Source organism: Sulfitobacter sp. S190 (genome assembly GCF_025141935.1).
Taxonomy (GTDB): domain Bacteria; phylum Pseudomonadota; class Alphaproteobacteria; order Rhodobacterales; family Rhodobacteraceae; genus Sulfitobacter.
In genome coordinates this window covers 1,181,979-1,202,901 of the sequence record NZ_CP081120.1, presented here as the reverse complement: position 1 = coordinate 1,202,901, position 20,923 = coordinate 1,181,979, and the positions used below count along the sequence as shown (strand labels likewise).

25 protein-coding genes and 1 tRNA gene are annotated in these 20,923 nt (G+C 63.8%); 12 read left to right on the top strand and 14 right to left on the bottom strand.

The features are described from left to right. Window positions 1–12: 12 nt before the first annotated feature. Entirely contained in the window at window positions 13–570 is a 558-nt protein-coding gene (locus K3756_RS06245; protein ID WP_259991972.1) for a tetratricopeptide repeat protein, read from the bottom strand. Between the two features lie 75 nt (window positions 571–645). Here K3756_RS06245 and K3756_RS06240 point away from each other — a divergent pair, with 75 nt between their 5' ends. The 6 genes from K3756_RS06240 to K3756_RS06215 all read left to right on the top strand — a co-directional run bounded on the left by K3756_RS06240 (window position 646) and on the right by K3756_RS06215 (window position 7,315). Next, the gene (locus K3756_RS06240; protein ID WP_259991970.1) at window positions 646–936 is read left to right on the top strand and encodes an SCP2 sterol-binding domain-containing protein; all 291 of its coding nucleotides are present in this window, start codon (window positions 646–648) and stop codon (window positions 934–936) included. Between the two features lie 12 nt (window positions 937–948). Beyond that, a complete protein-coding gene (locus K3756_RS06235; RefSeq protein WP_259991968.1) occupies window positions 949–1,896 on the top strand; it encodes an alpha/beta fold hydrolase in 948 nt (315 codons plus the stop codon). Between the two features lie 28 nt (window positions 1,897–1,924). Then, the gene (locus K3756_RS06230) at window positions 1,925–2,950 is read left to right on the top strand and encodes a ligase-associated DNA damage response exonuclease (protein WP_259991966.1); all 1,026 of its coding nucleotides are present in this window, start codon (window positions 1,925–1,927) and stop codon (window positions 2,948–2,950) included. Next, the gene (locus K3756_RS06225; RefSeq protein WP_259991963.1) at window positions 2,947–4,545 is read left to right on the top strand and encodes an ATP-dependent DNA ligase; all 1,599 of its coding nucleotides are present in this window, start codon (window positions 2,947–2,949) and stop codon (window positions 4,543–4,545) included. The genes K3756_RS06230 and K3756_RS06225 overlap by 4 nt, the downstream gene beginning before the upstream one ends. 13 nt (window positions 4,546–4,558) lie before the next feature. After that, window positions 4,559–5,413 (top strand): amidohydrolase, encoded by an 855-nt coding sequence (locus K3756_RS06220; protein WP_259991961.1) that lies wholly within the window; start codon window positions 4,559–4,561, stop codon window positions 5,411–5,413. 81 nt (window positions 5,414–5,494) lie between these two features. After that, window positions 5,495–7,315, top strand: a complete 1,821-nt coding sequence (locus K3756_RS06215) for a M3 family oligoendopeptidase (protein ID WP_259991959.1) — start codon at window positions 5,495–5,497, stop codon at window positions 7,313–7,315. A gap of 42 nt (window positions 7,316–7,357) precedes the next feature. On the opposite strand, the gene K3756_RS06210 is transcribed toward K3756_RS06215, so the two are convergent. The 5 genes from K3756_RS06210 to K3756_RS06190 all read right to left on the bottom strand — a co-directional run bounded on the left by K3756_RS06210 (window position 7,358) and on the right by K3756_RS06190 (window position 10,773). Beyond that, entirely contained in the window at window positions 7,358–7,915 is a 558-nt protein-coding gene (locus K3756_RS06210) for an endonuclease/exonuclease/phosphatase family protein (protein ID WP_259991957.1), read from the bottom strand. Continuing rightward, complete coding sequence (locus tag K3756_RS06205; protein WP_259991955.1) at window positions 7,899–8,123, bottom strand: hypothetical protein; 225 nt, start codon at window positions 8,121–8,123, stop codon at window positions 7,899–7,901. Before K3756_RS06205 ends, K3756_RS06210 begins: the two co-directional genes overlap by 17 nt. A gap of 81 nt (window positions 8,124–8,204) precedes the next feature. Next, complete coding sequence (locus K3756_RS06200) at window positions 8,205–8,474, bottom strand: DksA/TraR family C4-type zinc finger protein (RefSeq protein ID WP_259991952.1); 270 nt, start codon at window positions 8,472–8,474, stop codon at window positions 8,205–8,207. A gap of 180 nt (window positions 8,475–8,654) precedes the next feature. Then, window positions 8,655–9,554: an RNA polymerase sigma factor RpoH gene (gene rpoH, locus K3756_RS06195; protein ID WP_259991950.1), complete on the bottom strand. Its 900-nt coding sequence runs from the start codon at window positions 9,552–9,554 to the stop codon at window positions 8,655–8,657. 175 nt (window positions 9,555–9,729) lie between these two features. Continuing rightward, window positions 9,730–10,773, bottom strand: a complete 1,044-nt coding sequence (locus K3756_RS06190; RefSeq protein WP_259991948.1) for an RluA family pseudouridine synthase — start codon at window positions 10,771–10,773, stop codon at window positions 9,730–9,732. Here K3756_RS06190 and K3756_RS06185 point away from each other — a divergent pair. Continuing rightward, window positions 10,772–11,056, top strand: coding sequence for a DUF6476 family protein (locus tag K3756_RS06185; protein ID WP_259991946.1), 285 nt, complete (start codon window positions 10,772–10,774; stop codon window positions 11,054–11,056). The genes K3756_RS06190 and K3756_RS06185 overlap by 2 nt on opposite strands. A gap of 45 nt (window positions 11,057–11,101) precedes the next feature. Here K3756_RS06185 and K3756_RS06180 read toward each other — a convergent pair. Together K3756_RS06180 and K3756_RS06175 are read right to left on the bottom strand one after the other, a co-directional pair. Continuing rightward, window positions 11,102–11,178, bottom strand: a tRNA-His gene (locus tag K3756_RS06180). Between the two features lie 63 nt (window positions 11,179–11,241). Continuing rightward, entirely contained in the window at window positions 11,242–11,724 is a 483-nt protein-coding gene (locus K3756_RS06175) for a GNAT family N-acetyltransferase (RefSeq protein ID WP_259991944.1), read from the bottom strand. An 83-nt stretch (window positions 11,725–11,807) separates the two neighbouring features. Between K3756_RS06175 and K3756_RS06170 the strand changes: the two genes are divergently transcribed. Then, the gene (locus K3756_RS06170; protein ID WP_259991942.1) at window positions 11,808–12,005 is read left to right on the top strand and encodes a DUF6324 family protein; all 198 of its coding nucleotides are present in this window, start codon (window positions 11,808–11,810) and stop codon (window positions 12,003–12,005) included. Here K3756_RS06170 and K3756_RS06165 read toward each other — a convergent pair. Beyond that, a complete protein-coding gene (locus tag K3756_RS06165; protein WP_259991940.1) occupies window positions 12,002–12,457 on the bottom strand; it encodes an MmcB family DNA repair protein in 456 nt (151 codons plus the stop codon). The genes K3756_RS06170 and K3756_RS06165 overlap by 4 nt on opposite strands. 109 nt (window positions 12,458–12,566) lie before the next feature. Here K3756_RS06165 and K3756_RS06160 point away from each other — a divergent pair, with 109 nt between their 5' ends. Beyond that, window positions 12,567–13,850 carry a hypothetical protein gene (locus tag K3756_RS06160; protein WP_259991939.1) on the top strand — a complete coding sequence of 428 codons (1,284 nt, stop codon included), beginning with the start codon at window positions 12,567–12,569 and terminating at the stop codon, window positions 13,848–13,850. Beyond that, window positions 13,847–14,614 (top strand): hypothetical protein, encoded by a 768-nt coding sequence (locus tag K3756_RS06155; protein WP_259991935.1) that lies wholly within the window; start codon window positions 13,847–13,849, stop codon window positions 14,612–14,614. Before K3756_RS06160 ends, K3756_RS06155 begins: the two co-directional genes overlap by 4 nt. Window positions 14,615–14,832: 218 nt before the next feature. Here the strand turns inward: K3756_RS06155 and K3756_RS06150 are convergent, their stop codons facing one another. The 5 genes from K3756_RS06150 to K3756_RS06130 form a co-directional block, all read right to left on the bottom strand. Further along, window positions 14,833–15,057, bottom strand: a complete 225-nt coding sequence (locus tag K3756_RS06150; protein WP_259991934.1) for a hypothetical protein — start codon at window positions 15,055–15,057, stop codon at window positions 14,833–14,835. A 337-nt stretch (window positions 15,058–15,394) separates the two neighbouring features. After that, on the bottom strand, window positions 15,395–15,883 hold the full coding sequence (gene nusB / locus K3756_RS06145) for a transcription antitermination factor NusB (RefSeq protein WP_259991933.1): 489 nt from the start codon (window positions 15,881–15,883) through the stop codon (window positions 15,395–15,397). Continuing rightward, the gene (locus K3756_RS06140; protein ID WP_259991931.1) at window positions 15,880–16,431 is read right to left on the bottom strand and encodes a 6,7-dimethyl-8-ribityllumazine synthase; all 552 of its coding nucleotides are present in this window, start codon (window positions 16,429–16,431) and stop codon (window positions 15,880–15,882) included. Before K3756_RS06140 ends, nusB begins: the two co-directional genes overlap by 4 nt. Window positions 16,432–16,436: 5 nt before the next feature. Beyond that, on the bottom strand, window positions 16,437–17,561 hold the full coding sequence (ribB, locus tag K3756_RS06135) for a 3,4-dihydroxy-2-butanone-4-phosphate synthase (RefSeq protein ID WP_259991929.1): 1,125 nt from the start codon (window positions 17,559–17,561) through the stop codon (window positions 16,437–16,439). A 66-nt stretch (window positions 17,562–17,627) separates the two neighbouring features. After that, window positions 17,628–18,218, bottom strand: a complete 591-nt coding sequence (locus K3756_RS06130; RefSeq protein WP_259991927.1) for a riboflavin synthase — start codon at window positions 18,216–18,218, stop codon at window positions 17,628–17,630. A 113-nt stretch (window positions 18,219–18,331) separates the two neighbouring features. Between K3756_RS06130 and K3756_RS06125 the strand changes: the two genes are divergently transcribed. Then, window positions 18,332–19,618, top strand: a complete 1,287-nt coding sequence (locus K3756_RS06125) for a capsule biosynthesis protein (RefSeq protein ID WP_259991925.1) — start codon at window positions 18,332–18,334, stop codon at window positions 19,616–19,618. 172 nt (window positions 19,619–19,790) lie between these two features. Next, the gene (locus K3756_RS06120; RefSeq protein WP_259991923.1) at window positions 19,791–20,921 is read left to right on the top strand and encodes a polysaccharide biosynthesis/export family protein; all 1,131 of its coding nucleotides are present in this window, start codon (window positions 19,791–19,793) and stop codon (window positions 20,919–20,921) included. Window positions 20,922–20,923 lie beyond the last annotated feature (2 nt).

Genomic DNA, 20,923 nt, shown 5'->3' with positions numbered 1-20,923 from the left:
TTCCAATCCAGATCAGAGAGTACGTCCAATGCCCTGCGCGCGCAGCGCATCCAGCGCCTTGGTGGCATTTTCGTGGTGCGGGTTCAACGCCAGAACCCGCCGGTAGAGACTTGCCGCGCGGCGTGCGTCGCCCAATTCGGCAAAAATCACCGCCAGCCCGAAAATCGCGTTGAAATTATCGGGGTTCAGCGCCAGCGCCATCTCCAGATCATCCAGCGCCAGACCGTACATTTCGGCGCGGAAGAACGCGGTGGCACGGGCGTGATAGCCTTCGGCGAAATCCGGCGCATGGTCCGTCAGCGCGGTCAGATGGTCGATGGCCTTGTCGATATCACCGGTCGCCAGCGCGTCGCGCCCGCGCTTGAGGAGCAGATCCATCGCCGCCGATCCCGATTTCGACCACGCCCGCTCCAGATTGCGCTCGGCCGCAGAGGCCCCCTCCGGCGTCGCCGTGCGCAACGTCTCGAGCAATTCCTGCGTATCCTGTTGCCCCATGACGGGACCAACAAGCAACAAAGTCAGGCCAAGTGCCGTAACGGTATGTTTGAGGTTGACGGTCGGGATACGCATAACAACAGTGAATGTAACAGGTGGGGGGCGCAATTCCAGAGATGTCCGTCACCATTTGCCAAAAAAGGGCTTAAGATGAGCGATATTGTGAACGAAGCGGTCAAGGTGCTGAACGAAAAGCTGGCGGGTGAAGACATTGGCGGCACCGCCAAGTTCGACATCGAAGGCGAAGGCGCCGTGATGATCGACGACGCCGGCGCACGCGCGGGCGACGAAGAAGCAGACGTGACCATGTCCGCCGATTCCGACACGTTCCGCGGCATCATCGAAGGCGACATCAACCCGACGTCCGCTTTCATGTCCGGCAAGCTCAGCGTCGATGGCGATATGGGCATGGCGATGAAACTGGCCTCCGCTCTGGCCTGAACCGGACTTCAGATGCCCCTGACGCCTGCCCCCCTGTTTACGGATGTACACCCGGGACCCGATCCCGCGGCGGCCTATTGGGCCGACACATCCGATGGGTTGCAGATCCGTTTGGGCGTCTGGACCCAACCGGACGCCCGCGGCACGGTGCTGCTGTTTCCCGGGCGCACGGAATATGTCGAAAAATACGGGCCCGCGGCGGGTGAATTCGCCGCCCGCGGGCTTGCCACCATCGCGGTGGACTGGCGCGGTCAGGGACTGGCCTCGCGCATGTTGCCCGACCGGCTGACAGGCCACGTCGAAAGCTTTTCCGACTATCAGAAAGACGTGGCCACCGTGATGCGCGCCGCGCGTGAGCTGAACCTGCCGCGGCCCTATTTCCTCGTGGCGCACTCCATGGGCGGCTGCATCGGCCTGCGTGCCGTGATGGAGGGGCTGTCGGTACAGGCCGCCTGCTTCACCGGTCCGATGTGGGGTATCCACATCAGCCCGCACATGCGCATTGCCGCGCGTGTGCTGTCGACCCTAATGCCGAAACTCAACCAGGGCCACCGCCTGCCCCCCTCGACCAGCGTCGCGCCCTATGTGCTGACCGAACCTTTCGACGACAACATGCTGACCACAGACCAGCAGATGTATGACATGATGATCGACCAGATACAGGCGCATCCCGATCTGCAACTGGGCGGCCCCAGCTTTACGTGGCTGCGCGAGGCGCTGTCGGAAACCAAACATCTGGCCAGCCGCGCCGCCCCCAATCTGCCCTGCATCACCTTTCTGGGCAGCAATGAACGCATCGTCGACGTGCCGCGGATCCACGCCCGCATGGAGAACTGGAAAGGCGGGCGTCTGCAGATCGTCGAGGGCGGCGAGCACGAAATCCTGATGGAGGTCGAGGCCATCCGCGGTCCGGTATTCGACGACATGGTCAAACTTTTCCTGCAAACCGCGACTGGCTAGTCACCGCCCGCCCGCTACGTTGCGTGGCATGACACAGCAACCCGTCCTCACTTTCACCCCCGAAGGCATCTATTGTGCTGCCGGTGATTTCTACATCGATCCGTGGCGACAGGTGGACCGCGCCCTGATCACCCACGGCCATGCCGACCACGCCCGCTGGGGCATGGGGCGGTATCTGGCCACCCACGACGCCCTGCCCGTCATGCGCCACCGCTTGGGGGATATCACCGCCGAGGGCATCGCCTACGGTGAACGGCGCCAGATCGGCGGGGCAACCGTGTCGTTCCATCCCGCGGGCCACGTGCCCGGCTCTGCGCAGATCCGGGTCGAGGTGGGCGGCGAAATCTGGGTGGCGTCGGGCGATTACAAAGTGATCGACGACGGGCTGTCGGCCCCGTTCGAGCCGGTCAAATGCCACCATTTCATCACCGAAAGCACCTTTGGCCTGCCGGTGTTCAGCTGGGCCCCGCAGCACAGCGTCGCCGAGGAGATCAACGGATGGTGGCGGGCCTGCGCTGCGGCAGGCAAAACCGCCATGCTGGGGGCGTATTCGCTGGGCAAGGCGCAGCGGCTCATCTCGATGCTGGACCCCGGCATCGGCCCGATCCTGTGCCATACGGCGATCGAGAATACCAACGCCGTGTTACGCGGGCAGAACATCACGCTGCCCGACACCACGCTGGCCGACAAGGACGTCACCGCCAAAACCCACCCCGGCGCGATGGTGCTGGCACCGCCCTCGGCGCTCGGCTCTGCGTGGGCGCGCAAATTCGGCCCGCTCGAAAGCGGCTTTGCCTCGGGCTGGATGGCGATGCGCGGCGTGCGGCGGCGGCGGGCGGGCGACCGCGGCTTTATCATCTCCGACCACGCCGACTGGGCGGGCCTGCTGTGGGCCCTCCGACAGACCGAAGCGGAAAACATATATGTAACGCATGGTTACACCGATATCTTCGCGCGATACCTGAACGAACAGGGCTGGAACGCGCAAGTCGTCCCCACCCAGTTCGAGGGCGAATCCCTCGACGCGCAGGACGACACGGGCGAAGCCGCATGAGAGCCTTTGCCGATCTCTTCAACGCCATCGACCAGTCGACCAAAACAACCGTCAAGGTCAACGCGCTGGCCGACTATTTCCAGAATGCCGCCGAGGTCGACAAGATCTGGACCATCGCGCTCTTCTCCGGTCGCCGTCCTAAACGCGCCGTAACCACGACCAAGCTGCGCGAATGGGGGGCCGAGGTGGCGGGCATCCCTTTGTGGCTATTCGAGGAATGCTACCCGATCGTGGGCGATCTGGCTGAAACCATCGCGCTGGTGCTGCCGCCGAACACCACCACCGACAACCGCCCCCTGTCACAATGGATCACCGATCTGCGCGCGGTCTACAAACAGGACGAAGAGGCCAAGAAAGCCTTCGTGCTGGACGCATGGGCGCGCCTTGGCGGGACGGAGCGTTTCATCTTCAACAAGCTCATCACCGGCGGCATGCGGGTGGGCGTCAGCCAGAAACTGATGACCCGCGCGCTGGCCCGCGCCACCGACCGCGACGAAGCCGAACTGGCCCACCGGCTCATGGGCAACTGGCACCCCGACGATACGACATGGTACGCGCTGATCGAAGCCGAGGACGCCAGCGCCGACGCTTCGCGCCCCTATCCGTTCTATCTGGCCTACGCGCTCGAGGACGGGCCCGAGGCGCTGGAGAACACCGCTGATTGGCGCGCCGAATGGAAGTGGGATGGCATCCGCGGCCAGCTGATCCTGCGCGGGGGCGAACATTTCGTCTGGTCGCGGGGCGAAGAGCTGATGACCGACCGCTTTCCCGAACTCGCCCGCGCGGTGGACTATCTGCCCGACGGCACCGTGCTCGATGGCGAATTGCTGGTCTGGCACGCGAGCGATCCGCATCCGGCCAGCTTCAATACGCTGCAACCGCGCATCGGGCGCAAGACGGTCCCGAAAAAGCTGCTGGCCGACGCGCCGGTCGTGCTGCACGCCTATGATCTGCTTGAGCACCAAGGCGCCGACATGCGCGAGCACCCCTTTGCACAGCGGCGTGCCACGCTTGAAACGCTATGCGCCGATCTGCCCCCCGACGCGCCCGTGCGCCTGTCACCACAACTGCCCTTTGACGACTGGTCCGATCTGCACAGCTACCGTGACGGTGCCCGCGATGCCCACGCCGAAGGGTTGATGCTCAAACGCGCCGACAGCCCCTATCTTGCGGGCCGCAAAAAGGGCGATTGGTGGAAATGGAAACTCGCGCCGCTGACGATCGACGCGGTGATGATCTATGCCCAGTCGGGATCGGGGCGGCGGGCGAACCTGTTCACCGATTTCACCTTTGCCGTCTGGGACGGGGACGCGTTGGTGCCCTTCACCAAGGCCTACTCCGGTCTGACCGACGCCGAATTTCGCAAGATCACGAATTGGGTGCGCAAGAACACGCAACAGCGGTTCGGCCCCGTGCGGCAAGTGACCCCGCACCACGTCTTCGAAATCGCGTTCGAGGGGATACAGGCCTCCCCCCGCCACAAATCCGGCGTGGCGCTGCGCTTTCCGCGCATGCTACGCTGGCGGCAGGACAAACCACTGGCCGAGGCCAACACACTCGACGATCTCAAGGACATGCTGGCCACCTATGGGTAAACCCGACGCGATAATGCCCCCCGAACCACGCGCCCCCGCCAAAGCCCCGCCCCCCGGCGCGGTGGACGCCCATGTGCATCTGGTCGCGGGGTGTGACGAATATGCCTTATGGGACGGAAGGGTCGAAAACCCCGCCCCCGGCCCCACGCTCGACGGCTGGCTGGCGCTTTTCCGTGAACATCTCGATACGCTGGGGCTGACCCGCGCGGTGATCGTGCATTCCATCCTTTACGGCACTGACAACAGCGTGACCGTCGAAGCGGTGCGCCGCATGGGGGGTGTGGCACGGGGCGTGGGGTTGCTGCCCGATGGCGCGACCGAGGCACAGATCGACCAGTTCACCGATTGGAACATGGACGCGGTGCGGCTCAATTACGTGCACGGCGGGGTGCTGACATGGGACGGTGCGCGCGCCATGGCGCCCGCGCTCGCCGAACGGGGGCTGCACATCCAGATGCTCTGCCACGCCGATCGCCACATGGCCGATATTGCCGCCGACGTGCGGGCTCTGCCCTGCCCGGTGGTTTTCGACCATGTCGCTTGGCCCTCGGACGGGCTTGATCCAAACGGCTCCGGGATCGACACGCTCTGCGGGTTGCTGGCAGACGGGCACGCTTTCGTCAAACTCTCGGCCCTCTACCGGATGTGCGATGCGCCCTACACCGACGCTGACGCGCTGGTGTCACGCCTGATTGCCGCCAATCCCGAAAGATGCCTCTGGGCTAGCGACTGGCCCCACCTGATGCTCAACGGTACGGCAATGCCCGATGCCGCCGCCCTTCTGGACGCATTCGACAGGGTTGTGCCCGATGACGCGACCCGCACCCGCATCCTGTGCGACACCCCCGCAAATTTGTTCCGTTTTTAATCCCATCGCTGCCCCGCCACCGCTTGCCCCCGCACCGGTGGCCCCCTACCTATGGGGCACCCACAGTCAAAAGGATCACCGATGTTTCAGCTTCCCTTCCCCGTGCGCGACGCCAATGCCTCTGCGGGCGCACAGCCGTTGGGCGATCTGCCCGAATGGAACCTCGATGATCTCTACACCGGCGAGGACGCGGCAGAACTGAAGCGTGATCTCGACTGGCTCGAGCAGGCCTGCAACAGCTTTGCCGCCGACTACGAAGGCAAACTGGCCGAACTCGACGCGGCGGGTCTGCTGGAGTGCGTGCTGCGCAACGAAAAGATCAACCAGATCGCGGGCCGCATCATGTCGTTTGCGGGGCTGCGCTACTACCAGCAGACGACCGACGGCGGACGCGCCAAATTCATGTCCGATTGCCAGGAAAAGATCACCAATATCACCACGCCGCTGGTGTTCTTCACGCTCGAGCTGAACAAGCTCGACACCGACCACCTCGACGGGCTGCTGGCGCAAAACGCCGATCTGGCGCGCTACAAACCCATCTTCGACCGCATCCGCGCCATGCAACCCTACCAACTCAGCGACGAGCTCGAGAAATTCATGCACGATCTGGGCGTGGTGGGCGACGCGTGGGAACGGCTGTTCGACGAAACCATCGCGGGTCTGGAATTCGACGTGGACGGTGAAATCATGGGGATCGAGGGCACGCTGAACCTGCTGACCGACCCCGAGCGCAGCCGCCGCGAGGCGGGCGCGCGCGAACTGGCCGCAGTGTTCCAGAACAACGTCAAAACCTTTGCCCGCGTGCACAACACGCAAGCCAAGGAAAAGGAAATCATCGACCGCTGGCGCGGCATGGAAACGGCCCAAACCGGCCGCCACCTGTCCAATCAGGTCGAACCCGAGGTGGTCGAGGCCCTGCGCAACGCGGTCGTCAACGCCTACCCCAAACTCAGCCACCGGTACTATGAGCTGAAACGCAAATGGCTCGGTCTCGACGTGATGCAGGTCTGGGACCGTAACGCGCCCTTGCCGATGGAAGACCCGAAAATCGTCGATTGGGCCGCCGCCGAACGCACCGTGATGGACGCCTATTCCGCGTTCGATTCCCGCATGGGCGAGCTGGCCAAACCCTTCTTTACCGACGGCTGGATCGACGCGGGCGTAAAACCCGGCAAGGCGCCGGGTGCCTTTGCCCATCCCACCGTGACGGACGTGCACCCGTACGTGATGCTCAACTATCTGGGCAAACCGCGCGACGTGATGACACTCGCGCACGAACTGGGCCACGGGGTGCATCAGGTGCTGGCCGCCGGACAGGGCGAAATGCTCTCCTCCACCCCGCTCACGCTGGCCGAAACGGCCTCCGTTTTCGGCGAAATGCTCACCTTCCGCAAAATGCTCGACGGGGCCAAGACGCAAACCGAACGCAAGGTGCTGCTGGCGGGCAAGGTCGAAGACATGATCAACACCGTCGTGCGGCAGATCGCGTTCTACGATTTCGAGTGCAAACTGCACGCGGCACGCCGCGGCGGAGAGCTGACGCCCGAAGACATCAACGCGCTGTGGATGTCGGTGCAGGCCGAATCCCTCGGCCCCGCCTTCGAATTCATGGAAGGGTACGAGACTTTCTGGGCCTACATCCCCCACTTCGTCCACTCACCCTTCTACGTCTACGCCTACGCCTTTGGCGACGGTCTGGTAAACGCGCTCTATGCCGTCTACGCCGAAGGCGAGGAAGGCTTCGAGGAGAAATACTTCGACATGCTCAAGGCGGGCGGCTCGAAACACCACAAGGAGCTTCTCGCTCCCTTCGGTCTCGACGCCTCCGATCCTGCGTTCTGGGACAAGGGCCTGTCGATGATTTCGGGCTTCATCGACGAACTGGAAGCGATGGAAGACTGACGGCAAAAAGGGTGCGGGCCCGGCACAGGCCCGCATCACCGCTCAAATCTCGAGCACAAGCGGCAAGTGGTCCGACACCTCCGGCGCGGCGACCACATCAAAACGTCTGACGGCATACGGATCGCTGACCATCATGTAATCGGCAAATTTGCCCGGCTTGGTGTAATGCGCACTGCGGGTCGTGAGAAATCCGCCCCGTGTGACCAGATCGGTCAGCCCGTCACGGCCCAGTATCGCGAGTGTTTCGCTGTCGGGCTGCACATTGAAATCACCGCAGACGATGCGCAAATCGCCCGGTGCCGACACCTGTCGCGCAATATCGCGCAGTTTGCGGGCCTGATCGGCACGCGCCGGCGTATCCATCTTGCCGCGCAAATCGCGCAACCCGTGCATATGCGTGACACTCACCGCGCGCGCAGCGTCGTGGTCATACACCCGCACCCCATGCGCACTGCGGGATCGGGGATGATCGCCATAGCCATCCGCGCCATATTCCTTGTGCACAAACCCCTGCACCTGTCCGATCACCGGTATTGACCGGCGCACGAACGTCGCCAGCCCCCACTGCGACGGCACCGTGGTGTCACCGTGCCAAAGCACACCCTGCGCTGCGGGACAGAAAAACGCCGCATGATCGGGCAAGGCTCCACACACATCCGCAAAAAAAATTCGCCCGCTGCGGCAACACATGTGTCCTGTCGCGGTAAGTCAGCCACGCCTCTTGGGTCGCGGGGCCGTGGATGACCTCCTGCAGGCACAGGATATCCGGCCCCGCCTGCACCACATAGCGCAGCAGATCATCAGCCATTTTCCCGCCCCAGCCATTCAGACACATGATGCGCACGCACATCCCCCCTCGTCACCCCGACCCACCGGCCGACGCAACCCGCTACTTCAACTGGCTGTCCTTCGATCCCCGCCTGTTGAACCCGCCGCGGGCCTGCGGACGCGCATCGCGCGCGGCCACACAGTCAACGCAGGGCTTGACCCCCGGCACCGCCTGCCTGCGCGCCTCGGGGATCGGTTCCTCGCATTCGGCACAATGTGTGGCGCTTTCGCCCTGTGGGCCGCGGCGCGCCTTCAACCGCGCCAACTCATCGTTGATCGACGCCTCGATCTGCTCCGATACCGCACCATCGCGGGTCCATCCGCCTGCCATACGACACTCCTGTGGTTTGTGACCAACACCCTAGCACAGCGCGCGCCCGCGCCAACCACGCACCCATGGCCTTCATCTTGCCGAGTAAACTCTGGGGGAATTGGCCCACCGGGCCAAGGGGGCAAAGCCCCACAGTAAAACCGCCCCCCGATGTCCGGAGGGCGGCGCTCATCATGCCGCTTACTGGGCGGCGGGCGTCATGCCCTTTTCACGGGCCAACTCACGCATGCGCTTTTGCAGCTTTTCGAACGCACGGACCTCGATCTGGCGAATACGCTCGCGGCTCACGTCATACTGACCCGACAGATCCTCCAGCGTCACCGTCTCGTCCGACAAACGGCGCTGGGTCAGGATATCCTTCTCGCGATCGTTCAACACGTCCAGCGCCTCGGCCAGCATCTCGCGACGGGTCTCCAGCTCATCGCGGGCCTCGTAATCGCCCGCCTGATCTGCATCCTCATCCTCGAGCCAGTCCTGCCACTGCATCGTGCCTTCGCCTTCGGAGCCCACCGTCGCGTTCAACGATGCGTCCCCGCCCGACATGCGCCGGTTCATCGAAATCACTTCCGCCTCGGTCACACCCAACTGGGTGGCGATCTTCTCGACGTTTTCGGGGCGCAGATCGCCCTCCTCCAACGCGCCGATCTTGTTCTTGGCCTTGCGCAGGTTGAAAAACAGCTTCTTCTGCCCGCTCGTCGTCCCCAGCTTGACCAAAGACCACGACCGCAGAATATACTCCTGAATGGATGCACGGATCCACCACATCGCATAGGTCGCGAGCCTGAACCCTTTCTCGGGGTCGAACCGCTTGACCGCCTGCATCAAACCGACGTTGGCCTCCGAAATCACTTCGGCCTGCGGCAGTCCATAGCCGCGGTACCCCATGGCGATCTTCGCCGCGAGACGCAGGTGCGACGTGACCATCTGGTGCGCGGCCTCGGTGTCCTGCTCCTCGACCCAGCGCTTGGCCAGCATGTATTCCTGCTCAGGCTCGAGCAGCGGAAACTTGCGGATTTCCTGCATATAGCGGTTCAGACCGCCTTCCGGCGTGGGGGCTGGCAGATTTGCGTAATTGGCCATTTTCTATCCCTTCATCCCTGTATTCGGGGCGCATGTTATTGCGCTTAACATTGGATATGGGGGGCGCCGGTCCGCTTTACAAGATCGGACATCCCGGTTTCGAATTTACATTACACTAACGATCGTTAACGCAAAATGATCCCGGCGTACGTGTCACATGCTTGTGCGATATGTGTCAGGCGCGGGCTTCGGCCGGGGCAAGCAGATCAAGCAGCTGCGCCATATCATCGGGCAAAGGCGCCTCGAAACGCATATCGGCCCCGCTCACCGGATGCACAAACCCCAGAACCGCCGCATGCAACGCCTGCCTGTCAAAGGCGCGCACCGCCTCGGCAAGCGGCTCGGCCAGCGCGGTTTTGGCGATCTTGCGCTTGCCACCATAGGTCGGATCACCCACCAGCCCGTGACCGGCATGGGTCATATGCACACGGATCTGGTGCGTGCGCCCCGTCTCCAGCCAGCATTCCATCAACGCGATGACCGGCGGCGTGCCGAACCGGCGCAGGGTGCGCGCGCGGGTCACCGCATGTTTGCCGCCCTGAAACAACACCGCCTGCCGCTGGCGGTCGGTCTTGTGGCGCGCCAGCTGGGTCGTGAGCTTGAGAATATTTCCCGTCTCAAAATTGACGCCCTTAACACCACGCAACCGCGGATCATTGGCATCGGGCACCCCGTAGACCAGCGCCTGATAATAGCGCTCCACCGTGTGGGCCTCGAACTGCTTGGCCAACCCGTGGTGGGCGGCGTCACTTTTGGCCACCACCAGCAAGCCCGATGTTTCCTTGTCGATGCGGTGGACGATACCGGGGCGCTTCATGCCCCCCACGCCCGACAGATCATCGCCGCAATGATGCAAAAGCGCATTCACCAGCGTGCCACCCGGGCTGCCGGGGGCGGGATGCACCACCATGCCCGCCGGTTTGTTGACCACGATCAGGTCATCATCCTCGTAAACGATATCGAGCGCGATCGCTTCGGGCAGGATATGGCTCTCCTCGGCCTCCTCCACGGTGATCACCACATCGGCGCCGGCGGCAACCACGGCGCGCGGATCGCGCACCACCGTCCCGTCGATCTGCACCGCACCTGCATCGACCAGACGCGCCAGACGCGTGCGCGACAGTGCCGCCGCCTCTGGCACATCACGCGCAAGCGCCTTATCAAGACGTTTGGGCGGGTCTTCGGACAGGCAAAATGTAATACGGCGGTGCGACGACATGAATGATTTCTCCGAACCGGCCAACCTGCGCTTTCTGCGACGGTTGGTAACGGTGCTGACGGCGGTGATGATTTGCGGCGTGATACTCGTGATCGGACTGCTTGTCACCCGCCTCAACCGTGACACTCCCACCCTGCCCGATCAGATCACCCTGCCCGATGGGGCCAAACCGGTGGCCTTTACCCAGGCCGCCGATTGGTACGCTGTCGTGACCGACGCCGATGAAATCCTGATTTTCGACCGGCTCAGCGGGCAATTGCGCCAAACCCTGCAGATTGACTGAAACACCGCGGCACGCGGGGCAGCTTTGCGGCAGACGGGGGAAGGATGGTACCACCTCCTGGTCTCGAACCAGGGACCTCTTGATCCACAATCAAGCGCTCTAACCTACTGAGCTAAGGCGGCACGCAAGAGGGATTTAGCCCCGCCAAACAGGGATTGCAACCCCTTTGCCCCGCCCAAATGCCTTCAAAATGAAATCGCGTAAGTCTGCTCGATATTCGGTTTTCCAAACGAAACCACCGGCTTTTCGGCGACCAGCCGCCAGCCGTTGCGCCGGTACAGCGCACAGGCCGCCGCGTGGCTTTTGTGGGTCCACAACTGCATCCCCGCATAGCCCCGCGCGGCCGCGAATCCGGTGCAGGTGTCCAGCAGCTTTTGGCCCAATCCCTGCCCCCGCGCGCCGGGGGTCAGCAAGAAAAGCCGCAGCTTGGCCGTCCGCGCATCTAGCCAGACGCAGAAAATACTGCCCAGCCGGACACCGTCCTGCCACGCGATCCAGCCGCGTTCATCCGCACGCGCGGGCGCGGCGATGAAATCATCCAGAATTTGCCCCACCAGCACGCCGAAACTGGCATCAAACCCTTCGTCACGGGCATAGTGGACGGCGTGCGCCTCCACCAGCCAGTCGCGGTCGGCAGGCACGAAAGGGCGCAGGGTGATCGGCTCCATCCCCCGAGCCTAACGCCGATCCGTCTTGCCTTTCAAGGCGCTGCACGGTAGCGATGCGGCCCACCGGACAAAGGAAATCGGCCATGGGCATCAACACCGAACGCGACATCGAAGCCAACCTGCAAATCGGTCCGACCGATCAGGGCATGGTCCGTCTGTTCATCGAAGGCGACGGGCTGGAAATCCCGATGGATTTCACCCCCGACGAAGCCAACGAGATCGCCGAGGAAATCATGGCCGCCGCGGGCCGCGCCGCACAGATGGGCGGCAAAAAGGGCTAATCCCACTCCGGGGTCATGCCCGGATCGCGCAGCGCCTGCAACCTGCGGGCCGCGTGGACCGCGAACTTCTGCACCATCACCTTGCGCCGCGCGGGCGCGAGTTTGGTTTCGGGCGCCATGCGTAGGATTTCGGCGTGATATCCGTCGGCAATGATCAATCCCTGATCTTCGGGCAGCAACTCGGTCGGGAAATGCTCGTTAACAGCGAAAAAGAACCGGTCCGCCCATTCCAGATAGCCCTGCCACTTCTGGTCGGACGTAAAATCGGCACGGCTGGACTTGCACTCCACCACCCAGATTTCGCCCTTCGGCCCCAGTGCCATGACATCCACCCTGAGCCCCCGCGTCGGCACAAGCTCCTCGACACAGGCAAACCCGTGCGAGGCCAGATGGCGCGACACGCCCCGCTGCAACAGCTGCCCGGGCTGGTAGGTCTGGATGATTTCGTTCATGCGGACATTTATGAACATATGGTGAACATTTGGCAAGTGCGCTGCCCGCCGCTTGGTCTTTTGGCCCGCTACACCTATCTCATGGCGAACGATCCACAGGAGCCGCCCCATGACCGATGCCAAAGACCAGACCGCCAAGGCACGCGGCGTGCGCTATGCCCGCGAACTCGAAGGCCACCTGACTTGGCTCGATACGTTTTCGGGCACCGCACTGGGGGTGCTGGCGGTCGCATCGGGCATCTATACCTATCTGGGGGTGTCGTCGCTGCTCGATGAAAACGGGGCCATGTCGGCCTTTGCGGCGATTGCCTATTCGGTGGCGGTTTCGGTGGGCATTTTCGTGTTCTGGTCCTACATGCTGCGGCTTTACCCGGCGGTACGCGGCACCGGCGCGCGGGTGCGGCTGATGGGGGCGATGGGGCTGGGATCACTGGCAATCATCGCCATGTCGAGCTGGCTGAACGCCGCCGCCCTTGCCGGGTCCGCCGCCGTGGAACAGCATCTGGCCAAAACGGTGCAGGACTACCAGTCCTCGCTCGAACGCAGCCACGAAATCGCCTTGCAGGCACAGGGGCTCGAACGCGACGTGGCCCGCGTCCGCCAGTCCTTCGAGGATCTGTCGGAACAGGAAGCCACCGGCAACCTCTCCGGCCTCGCGGGGCGCGGCGCGGTGTTCCGCGTGCTGCGGCAGAAATCCTCCGAACTCGCGGGCCTCGAGGCACAGATCGCAAGCCAGGCCCCGCTGGTGCAATCGGCCTTCGCCGAAGGCAACGCCATCCTCAGCCGCATGCGCGCGCTCACCGTCGAACCCGGCCCGGTCGAGGCCCGCTCGGTCGAATTCTCCGAACAGGCGGTGCGGCTCGCGGGCTTGATCACCCAATTGCGGCAACTGTCGGTGGCGTCCCTCGTGGAACGGGCCGCGCAGGACCTTTCGGCCTCCGTGGTGCTGCCCGAACTCGACGGGCGCAGCGCCGAAACCCGCACCGATCAGGCCGCCACCATCACCTCCGTGCTCGAGGTTCTGGCCCAACGCGCCACCACGCTGGAGCGTGCCGCACAGGCCGTGCTGGCCACCCCGCCGCCGCCCGACACCACCTACACCCCGATTTCCTCGGCCGATGCGGTGATCCTTTACGCCCGCAACTTCGTGCCGTCCTGGGCGGGGGCCATCGCGATTGACCTGCTGCCCGCGGTGCTGGTGTTCATCCTCGCCATCACCCAAAGCGCGATCCGCACGGGCCGCGAGGGCACCGCCGTCGAAGACAGCCTGACGCTGGCCGAACTGCGCGCCGCCATGAAGGTGATGCAGGAAATCGAGCGCGACATGGACGGCACGCAAGCGCACCCGGCCGACCCGACGCCGCTGCCCAAACCCAAACCCGCCGCCGAATGACCGACGCGGTTCCCCCCAAACCGCGCAACCGCGTCGGTCAGGTGCTCATGGGCGTGCTGGTGTTCCAACTGGTGCTGGCGGGCGTGCTGTTTCTGGGCGACGTGCAGAACGGCTTTGCCCTGCCGCGCTTCGGACCCAAAGCGCCCGAGCTGACCGAACCCATCCGCCCCGGCGACCAGACCCGCCGCTTTTCGCCCGACCGCGCCCCGCCGGGGGGCCAACCCATGCCCACCGAACCCTTCGCCGACCGGCTCGCCCTGACGCCGGTGTCGGGTGGCGCGGCGGTCCTGCTCGAAGGGGGCATTTCGGGCGGTGACGCAGAGCGGATCCTCAAACAGCTCGACGCCCTGTCTCAGACGCCCGAACGGGTGATCCTCAACTCGCCGGGCGGCTCGGTCCGCGATGCGCTGGTGCTTGGGCGCGGCCTGCGCGCGCGGGCACTGGCGACCGAAATGCGCGATGGTGACATCTGCTATTCCGCCTGCCCCTACCTGCTGGCCGCGGGCACCGCGCGTACCATCCCCGATACCGCCTCCGTCGGGGTGCACCAGCATTACTTTGGCGAAAACACCCTGCTGCCCGCCTTCGTCGCCGTCGAGGATATCCAGCGCGGACAGGGCGAGGTGATGCGCTACCTCGACCAGATGGGCATCGACCCGCTGGTAATGCAGCACGCGCTCGTCACCCCGCCGCAGGAAATCTATGTGCTGGTGCCGGATGAGCTGCGTGCCTACGGGTTTCTGCCCGACGACAGTGCAAACTAGCACCGCACCCCCTTGCCGCCCCACCCCATGCACCCTATCTGGGGGGAGTGGCGGGTTCTGCCCTGCGCGACTGACGTTTACATTCCAGTGGCCTTAAGCAAATCCGAGGGAGCTGGCTCTGTCTGAGCCCTGGTTCAGTTATCTGGCGCCCACCTGTATATACAGGTCCTCGGGAATAAAACCGACCCGGCAACGGCGGTCCCGCCACACTTCACGCCCTAGCGTACCCGCAAGGCCCGCCCGAACAGGCGCTGAATTTCCTCACGGGTCACGGCGTCTTTGGCCTCCTCCGGTTGGGGGGGCACAGCGGCGGGGTCACTGCGTTTCTGCGCGGCTGTCTGCGCCGCCGGACGCGCGGGCGTCACAGACGTCTTGGACGCCTTCGCCGAACTCGGCCCCAGCGAAATCAGGAACAGGACAAACCGTACCACGTACATGGCCATCTTGCGCATACCTTCATGAAACACAAATCTCTCGGTCTTCGTTTTTCATCGATAATCACGAAGCGCTCAAGCATAGCTTCCCCAAAAACGGGAAAATTTTTGCCCCGTTCATCCGCCGTTAAGCTTTGTTTCCGATTTCTCGAAACCAAATCAGGCGCGATTTCGGCCGCAACAGCCGGCACGCGGCCTGCTTTCACATTGTATTTCTGGCATTTTTTCGACCACTGTCATCGCTGGCGGCATTTCGCGTCCCGCCGCGCGGCCGCTCCCCTGCCCGCAGGGGTTGTGGCCCCAGAGCCACACGCACAAGTCGTATTCGCGAAAAGTGATCCGGCGATCAGAACGCGTCGGGCCGCGCTTCGCGGGCCATATGGTCCAGCACGGCATTGACGAAACGGGCCTCTTTGCCGTCGGGAAAGAACGCCGCCGCCAGATCGAGGTATTCCGAAATCACCACTTTCGGCGGCGTCGCCTCGTCGCGCAATTCGGCACCCGCGGCGCGGAACAACGCCCGCAGCGTCGGGTCGATCCGCGCAATCGGCCATTTGGCCACCAGCGCACGGTCGGTCATCTGGTCGATTGGCGCCTGATAGTTCACGGCCGTCTCCAGCACGCGGGTGAAATGCGCCTCGTCCCCTTCCAGCCACTCGATGTCATCGACAAATGCGCCAAACCGGTGGTCCAGAAACTCCAACCGCACCTTGTCCAGCGTCAGGCTCGAATGCTCCATCTGGAACAGCGCCTGCACGGCATAAAGCCGCGCCGCCGAGCGCATCTTGCGCTTCATGTTTCCGGTCATGTTGTCTGAACGCGAAGGCGTGGTCATGCGAGGGTATTTCCGTCTGGGTTTCCGGCCATCAGCGTGTCGTCGCCTGCGGGTTTGAACCCGATGCCCTTGGTTGAAGACGCCCACTTACGGGCGAGCGCGACAAGATGCAAGGCCGCCGCTGCGGCACCGCCGCCCTTGTTCTGCCCTTCGGGATCGGCGCGCACATCGGCCTGTTTCTTGTTCTCGACCGTCAGGATGCCGTTGCCGATGCACAGCCCCTGCAACCCCAGCAGTTGCAGCGCGCGGCTGCTGTCGTTGCACACGGTCTCGTAATGCGTGGTTTCGCCGCGGATGACACAGCCCAGCGCGACATAGCCGTCGAAATTGCTGCGCCGGTCCGAAATGCCGATGGCGGTGGGAATTTCCAGCGCGCCGGGCATCTCGACCACCTCATACGTGGCGCCCGCCGCCTCCAGTTCGCGCTTGGCCCCGGTCAGCAGCCCCTCGGCGATGTCGCTGTAATAGGGCGACACCACGATCAGAACCTTCACCGGCTTGTCAAAGCCGGGGGTGGGCAGAACGGTATGGGGTTCGGACGATGCCATGGCAGTTACTCCGCGGTGATGGGGCGATGGCCCACGATTTTCAGGTCATAGGCCTCAAGGCCGGTGTATTTCGTCTGCGGGTTGTCGGTCAGCAGGATCAGCTCGTGCACCCCCAGCGTGTTGAGGATCTGCGCGCCAAGACCGGTGCGCTTGATGGTGCGCGGGGCCTCGTCGTCTTCCTTGTCCAGCCGCAGCCGCGGATTGGGTTCGCGAAACAGCAACACCGCGCCGCGCCCTTCGTCGGCGATGATGCGCATCGCCTGTGGCAATTCGTCCGGCGCGCTCGGACCCAGCCCCAGCACATCCTCCAGCGCATTGAGCGCATGCGTCCGCGTCAGCACGGGTGCGCCATCGCCGATGTCGCCCTTGCTGAGCACCACGTGGTCGGTGCCGCTGATCTGGTCGGAAAAGACCCGCATCCGCCAGTCGCCGCCATAGGCCGATTCCACGCTGCGGTCGGTACGCTCGACCAGCATGTTGTCGTGCTTGTTGCGGTAGGCGATCAAATCGCTGATCGTGCCGATCTTCATGTCGTGCTCTTTGGCAAACGCCACCAGATCGGGCAGACGGGCCATCGTGCCGTCGGGCTTCATGATCTCGCAAATCACCGCCGACGGGTCCAGACCGGCAAGCCGGCTGATGTCCACCGATGCCTCCGTATGTCCCGCCCGCACCAGCACACCGCCATCACGCGCGCGCAACGGAAAGACGTGACCGGGGGTCGCGATGTCGACCGCGCCGTTGTCCTTGTTGATCGCCACCGCAATGGTCAGCGCGCGGTCCGCCGCCGAAATTCCGGTGCTCACGCCCTCGCGGGCCTCGATGCTGACGGTAAAGGCGGTCTCGTGGCGCGACGAGTTGTTCACTGCCATCATCGGCAGGCCCAGCGTTTCGACACGGTCCTGCGTCATCGGCAGACAGATCAGGCCCCGCCCGTGCATCGCCATGAAGTTGATCGCATCCGCATCCGCGAATTCCGCCGCAATGATCAGATCACCCTCGTTCTCGCGGTCCTCGTGATCGACAAGGATATACATCTTGCCCGCACGCGCGTCGGCGATGATGTCCTCGATGGGGGCAATCGCCTCTGACAACTCTGCCTCGACCGGACCGGGGGTTTCAAAACTCATCTCATGCTTCCTTCGTTTGCATCAGCACCTAGCCCACAGGGCCGTCCGTGACCAGTGCGCCGTCACCTAGCCCTGCATCTGCGCCAGCCGCGCCACGTAGCGGGCCAGCGTGTCGATCTCCAGATTGATCCGGTCGCCCACCGCCACATCGCCCCATGTGGTCACCTCTTTGGTGTGGGGGATGAAGTTGATGCCGAAATCACACCCGTCGACCGCGTTCACGGTCAGCGAGGTGCCGTTGAGCGCCACAGAGCCTTTGGGCGCGACAAACCGCGCCAGATCCTGCGGGGCACGCAGGGTGACGCGGGTGCTGTCGCCCTCGTCGGTCATGGCGATCACCTCGGCCACCCCGTCGACATGGCCCGACACGATATGCCCGCCCAATTCATCCCCGACCTTCAGCGCACGTTCAAGGTTCACACGGCGGCCCTCGGTCCACTGGGCGATGTTGGTCTTGTCGACGGTCTCGGCACTGATCTGCACCTCGTACCAGTCGGGCCCCAGATCGACGACCGTCAGGCACACCCCGTCACTGGCAATCGACGCCCCCATATCGATGGCAGAGGTGTCATAGCCGCACCTGATGCGCGCGCGCAGATCCCCCTCCTGCGTCAGCTGGGTTATGGTGCCAATATCCGTCACAATCCCCGTGAACATCACGCTCTCCTTGCGTTAGGCTGCTTTGACAGGTCTAGATAAGGCCGGTCATAATTTAGCCAGAGTTTTCTGCCTAATTTAACGCAATCGCAACCTCAGAAAGCCTTCGACCGATGCCTGCCGCCGACAAACGGGTGTTTTTGTTCCTGCAAGGGCCGCACGGTCCGTTTTTCAACCGGCTGGGCAAGATGCTGCGCGCCGCGGGGGCGGACGTGTGGCGCGTGGGCTTCAACGCGGGCGACCGGGCATTCTGGTTCCACCCACGCAGCTACATCCCCTACCGCGGCACCGCCGACGACTGGTCCGAAACGCTCAAGCGGCTCTTGTCCGACAAAAACGTGACCGACATCGTGCTCTACGGCGACACGCGGCCGATCCACGCCAGCGCCGTTGCGGTGGCCCGTGCGCGCGGCCTACGGGTGCATGTCTTCGAGGAAGGCTACATGCGGCCTTACTGGGTGACCTACGAGCGCGGCGGCACCAACGGCAATTCGCGGCTGATGGAGATGTCGATCGCCGACATGCAAAAGGCGCTGGCCAAATCCGACATGGAAGCGCCGCTGCCCCCGGGACACTGGGGCGACATGCGCCAGCACATCTTCTACGGGGCGCTGTACCACTGGTTCGTGATGTTCCGGAACGGGGAGTACCGCAATTTCCGGCCCCACCGCGATTTGCCGGTGACCCGTGAATTCCTGCTCTATCTCAAACGGTTGTTGCTGATGCCGTGGCAGGCGATCGAACGGCGGCTGGCGACGTTGCGCATCCGGTTGGGGGGCTTTCCTTACCATCTGGCGCTGCTGCAACTCGAACACGACAGCTCGTTTCAGCAGCATTCCCCTTTCGACACCATGACCGATTTTCTCGAACTGGTGATTGCGGGCTTTGCCAAGGGCGCGCCGCGGCACCATCACCTGGTGGTCAAGGCGCATCCGCTCGAGGACGGGCGCGTGCCGGTGCGCCGCGAAATCCGGCGACTGGCCCGCGCGCACGGGCTGCAGGGGCGGGTGCATTTCGTGCGGGGCGGCAAACTGGCGCAACTGCTCAACGATGCCCGCACCGCCGTCACGGTCAATTCCACCGCCGGACAACAGGTGCTGTGGCGTGGCATCCCGCTCAAGGTCTTTGGTGCGGCCGTCTATGCCAAACCCGAATTTGTCTCCGAACAACCGCTCGACCAGTTCTTTGCCGGGGCCGCCCGTCCCGACAACCGCGCCTACAAGGATTTCCGTAGATACCTGTTGGAAACCAGCCAGTTGCCGGGCGGCTTTTATTCGGCAAGAGGACGCCGACAGTTGCTGCGACAGGTGGTCGATATGATGCTGATGGCCGATGATCCGTATAACGCGCTCGAACACGGAACCGCCGCGCCACGCCAGCATTTGCGTGTGGTCCGCTAGACGCACACAAGGTCTAGTGGCCCGCGACCGCAAAGCCACACATTGCCCATGTCCCATGACACATCGCATCGCCCGCGGTGGATTTTGCCCCGCGCTTGCGCTACGCTCTGCGTCAATAGACCGGAAAAACCGGTCAGATGAGGCAGTAAAGTTAGGTCGAGGAGACCGGGCAGTGAAATCCTATAAGCATCGGTGGGCCCGTCCCATCGCTCTCGTCGCGGCATGCGCCGTCCTTGCATCATGCGGTCTGCCGCAGGTGGGTCCGAACAAACGCCAGATTTTTGCAGGCTCGGTCCAGCGCGAAGGCGACGCTTTCATCGTATCCGTGAATGACCGCGTCACCCGCGCCACCGCCGTCACCCCCGCTCTGGGCTTTTCCGAGGCGTTCAAGAACGCGGGCCAGCTGGGCTCCGACACGATCCGCCCCGGCGACGTTCTGGGCATCACCGTCTACGAAAACGTCGACGACAGCCTGCTGGGTGTCGAAGGCGCGCCCGCTACCCTCGAAGAAGTACAGGTCGACGGGTCGGGCTTCATCTTCATCCCCTACGCCGGTCGCATCCGCGCCGCGGGCAACTCACCCGAAGCGATCCGCCGCATCATCACCAACAAACTGGCCGACCAGACACCCGATCCACAGGTCGAAGTCCGCCGCGCCGCCGGGGACGGGGCCACCGTGTCGCTGATCGGGGCCACCGGTCAGGGCGTGTTCCCGATCGAACGGCCCACCCGCACGCTCGCCACCATGCTGGCCCGCGCGGGCGGCATCTCCATCGAACCCGAAATCGCCCAGATCACCGTGATCCGCGGCAACCACCGCGGCAAGATCTGGTTCGAGGATCTGTTTGAACATCCCGAACTCGACATCGCCCTGCGCGGCGGCGACAAGATTCTCGTCGAACAGGACACCCGCGCCTTTACCGCGCTTGGCGCCACCGGCGCGCAGGCCCGCGTGCCCTTCGAAACCCAGAACCTCTCTGCCATCGAGGCCATCGCGCAGGTCGGCGGCCTGCTGGCCAGCGCCGCGGATCCGACCGGCGTTTTCGTGCTGCGCAACGAACCCGAAGTGGTCGCCGAACAGGTGCTGGGCCGCAACGACCTGCAAGGCGCACAGCGCATGGTCTACGTGCTCAACCTGACCGAACCCAACGGCATGTTCATGGCCCGCGATTTCGTGATCCGCGACGGCGACACACTTTATGTCACCGAAGCCCCCTTCACCCAGTGGAGCAAGGTCATCGCCGCCATCACCGGCACCGCCTCCTCCGCCTCCAGCATCAGCTCGCTGGCCTCCGGCGGCTGACG